The sequence below is a fragment of the Finegoldia magna genome, from assembly GCF_018371055.1.
GTDB classification, from domain to species: Bacteria; Bacillota; Clostridia; order Tissierellales; family Peptoniphilaceae; genus Finegoldia; species Finegoldia magna_I.
Map to the genome: position 1 here is coordinate 1 of NZ_JAGYZD010000182.1, position 3,487 is coordinate 3,487.

At 30.5% G+C, this 3,487-nt stretch carries 5 protein-coding genes; all 5 read left to right on the top strand.

All coding sequences use genetic code 11. From position 1 onward, the window contains the following. The coding region (locus KHW44_RS07550; RefSeq protein ID WP_304067930.1) for an amidohydrolase family protein at positions 1–300 on the top strand (300 nt) is incomplete at its 5' end. Beyond that, the gene (gene pyrF, locus KHW44_RS07555; RefSeq protein WP_304067933.1) at positions 287–1,138 is read left to right on the top strand and encodes an orotidine-5'-phosphate decarboxylase; all 852 of its coding nucleotides are present in this window, start codon (positions 287–289) and stop codon (positions 1,136–1,138) included. The genes KHW44_RS07550 and pyrF, both read left to right, overlap by 14 nt. After that, positions 1,131–1,847 (top strand): dihydroorotate dehydrogenase electron transfer subunit, encoded by a 717-nt coding sequence (locus KHW44_RS07560; protein ID WP_304067936.1) that lies wholly within the window; start codon positions 1,131–1,133, stop codon positions 1,845–1,847. Before pyrF ends, KHW44_RS07560 begins: the two co-directional genes overlap by 8 nt. Beyond that, positions 1,840–2,736 carry a dihydroorotate dehydrogenase gene (locus tag KHW44_RS07565; RefSeq protein WP_304067939.1) on the top strand — a complete coding sequence of 299 codons (897 nt, stop codon included), beginning with the start codon at positions 1,840–1,842 and terminating at the stop codon, positions 2,734–2,736. Before KHW44_RS07560 ends, KHW44_RS07565 begins: the two co-directional genes overlap by 8 nt. Positions 2,737–2,746: 10 nt before the next feature. Further along, positions 2,747–3,319 carry an orotate phosphoribosyltransferase gene (pyrE, locus tag KHW44_RS07570; RefSeq protein WP_304067942.1) on the top strand — a complete coding sequence of 191 codons (573 nt, stop codon included), beginning with the start codon at positions 2,747–2,749 and terminating at the stop codon, positions 3,317–3,319. Positions 3,320–3,487: the final 168 nt, after the last annotated feature.

Genomic DNA, 3,487 nt, shown 5'->3' on the forward strand with positions numbered 1-3,487 from the left:
GCGTTTAATATTGCATATAAAGTGTTGCATGAAGAAAATGATATATCATTAAACAAAATATCTGAATTAATGAGTTACAATCCAGCGAAGATTTTAGGAGAAAACAAAGGTGTTATAAATCCAACATACGATGCTGATTTAGTTATAATTGATATTGATAAAGAAATCAAAGTAGAAAAATTTAATTCAAAATCAAACAATTCTCCTTTTATTGGCGAAAAGTTTAGAGGTAGTATTGAGATGACAATTGTAAATGGAAAAGTTAAATTTGAGAAAGGGGCTAAAAATGATAATAGATAAGCTTTCTGAAAGAATAAACGAAAGATCCATAGTATGTGTAGGACTAGATACTAGTACAGATTATGTACCAGAAAATATGAAAAAAGGAAAGAAAGTTAGCGAATATTTATTTGATTTTAATAAGGAGATCATAGATAATACAAAAGATTTAGTAGCATGTTTTAAAGTGCAAATTGCATACTACGAAGCGCATGGTATAGAAGGATTAATAGCTTACAAAAACACTCTTAAATATCTTAAAGATAATAATTTAAGATCAATTGCCGATGTAAAAAGAGGAGACATCGCAACTACAGCAAAAGAATATGCAAAAGCACATTTTGAAGGTGATTTTGAAGCTGACTTTATAACTGTTAATCCATTCATGGGATATGATACTTTAGAACATTACTTACCTTATCTTGAATCAAAAGAAAAAGGTATATTTGTATTAATGAGAACGTCTAATCCAGGTTCAAAAGATATTCAATATAAGGATTATAAAGGCCAACCGCTATACTATGAGATAGGCGACAATCTTAATAAAATTGCCAAAGAATATATAGGACAATGTAATTTAAGTTCTTTAGGATTTGTGGTAGGTGGAACTCAAACTGAAAATGCAAACAAAATCAGAGAGAGATATGAAAATATAATGTTTTTAATTCCGGGATATGGAGCACAAGGAGCAAAACCAGAAGACATAAGAGTATACCTTGATAACTTTAAGAAAGGAATTGTAAATTCATCTAGAGGCATAATATTAAATTACAGAAAGTTTGATGATGGAGAAGAAAATATCGGTAAATATGCAAGAAAAGCTGTAGAAGATATGAGAAAGGATATTTACGGTGAATAAATATATCGATTCTGAAATAATACTTAATGAAGAAATTAGCGATGGAATTTTTAAATTGGTTTTAAAAGGAAAATTCCAAGGTGATCCTGGTCAATTCTATATGTTAAGAGCTTGGGATGAATCACCACTTCTTCCAAGACCACTTAGTATTTGTGATCTAGATGATGAAAGTATAACATTTTTATATGCTGTAGTAGGCAAAGGAACATCAATAATTGCCTCAATGAGAGTAGGAGAAAGCATCAAAATTCTTGGACCGTTAGGAAATGGATTTGAATTACATCCTGAAGCAAAATGTGCTATAGTTGCTGGTGGGATTGGAATTGCTCCAATGAAATATTTGTCAAGAAAATTGAAAAATGTAGATTTGTATGTTGGATACAGAAACACATCATACATGGAAGATGAGATTTTAAATAAAAACGAAACAATCATTTCTACTGAAGATGGATCGATTGGGCTAAAAGGATATATAACAGAATACGTAAAAAATGACTATGATTATATTTATGCTTGCGGTCCAAATCCAATGATGAATTCTTTAAAGAAGAGAAATCTTGATGCAACAGAATTTTATTCATTAGAAGCTCACATGGCCTGTGGAATAGGAGCGTGTTTAGGATGTACTGTTCATACAACTAATGGACTTAAAAGAGTTTGCAAAGATGGCCCTATTTTTGAGAAAAACGAGGTGATATTTGATGCTTAAAACAAACTTTTGCGGCGTTGAATTTAAAAATCCTGTTGTTGGAGCTTCTGGCACATTTGGATTTGGAAGAGAATATGAAAACTTTACAGATTTAAATAAATTAGGAGGTATTTCTACAAAAGGATTAACTATTCAACCTAAAAATGGAAATACTGGTTTAAGAATCTATGAAACACCGTCTGGAATCATGAATAGTATAGGATTACAAAATCCATCTGTCCAAGAGTTCATTAAAAGGGATCTGGACTATATGTTATCTTTAGACACTGTTACCATTGCAAACATTGGTGGCTCTGATATAAAAAGTTATATTGAAGCGGTTGAACTTATATCAAGCACTGATATAAAAATAATTGAGTTAAATATTTCTTGCCCAAATGTTAGAGAAGGCGGAATGGCTTTTGGGATAAAATGTGATGTAGCACAAAAAGTTGTATCGGAAGTAAGAAAGCATACTGATAAAGTTTTAATGGTAAAATTATCTCCGAATGCAAATGATATTGTAGAAATGGCAAAGACTTGTGAAGATTCTGGAGCAGATGCGATTAGTCTTGTTAATACTTTTAATGCATTAGCTGTGGATATTAATAAAAGAAAACCTGTATTTGATAATATAACTGCTGGTCTTTCAGGACCTTGCATAAAACCTATAGCTTTAAGAATGTGTAGAGATGTGTGCAAAAATGTTAAAATTCCTGTTTGTGGTATGGGTGGAATTCAAAATTATAAAGATGCATTAGAATTTATTATGGTAGGTTGTCACTTGGTTCAAGTTGGTACAGCAAATTTTGTTAATCCAAATGTTATGGTTGAAATAGCAAATGGTATGGAAAACTATTTAAAACAAAATAATTTTAAATCAATAGACGAAATAAGGAATATTATTTAGGAGGAAAAAGATGGATAGAGTTGTTGAATTATTGAAAGAAAGTAATGCATTATTAGAAGGTCACTTCTTATTATCATCTGGAAATCACAGTGATAAGTATTGTCAATGTGCAAAGTTATTACAATATCCAGACAAAGCTGAAGAAGTAATCAAAGTTATCGCTGATAAGCTTAAAGATGTTGAATTTGATACTGTTGTTGGACCTGCTATGGGTGGAATAATAGTAGCTTATGAACTAGGAAGGCAATTACATAAACCAGCTATATTTACTGAAAGAAAAGATGGTGAAATGTGTCTTAGGAGAGGGTTTGAAGTAAAAAAAGGTGAAAAAGTTATTATATCAGAAGACGTTGTAACTACTGCAAAATCTTCTTATGAAACAAAAAAAGTTTTGGAAGAATTGGGTGCAGAAGTAGTAGGAATATGTTGTCTAGTAGATAGAAGCATAAACCTTGATATTGATTTACCATTATATAGTGCAACAAAAATCGATATAGAAATTTTTAAACCGGAAGAATGTCCTTTATGTAAGAAAGGAATAGAATTGGTAAAACCTGGTTCAAGAGAAATTAAAACAAAATAGTTTATTAAAAAATAAGCCTAATTTGAAGATTTCATCAAGAGATATTCAAATATAAAGGCTTATTTTTTGTGTAGACGAATTGTCAAATCAAATGCAACACCTATGGTAAGAAACCAAAAAGTTCTTCTTTAGGTGTTTTATATTGTATACATTTTCTAGGTCTATTAT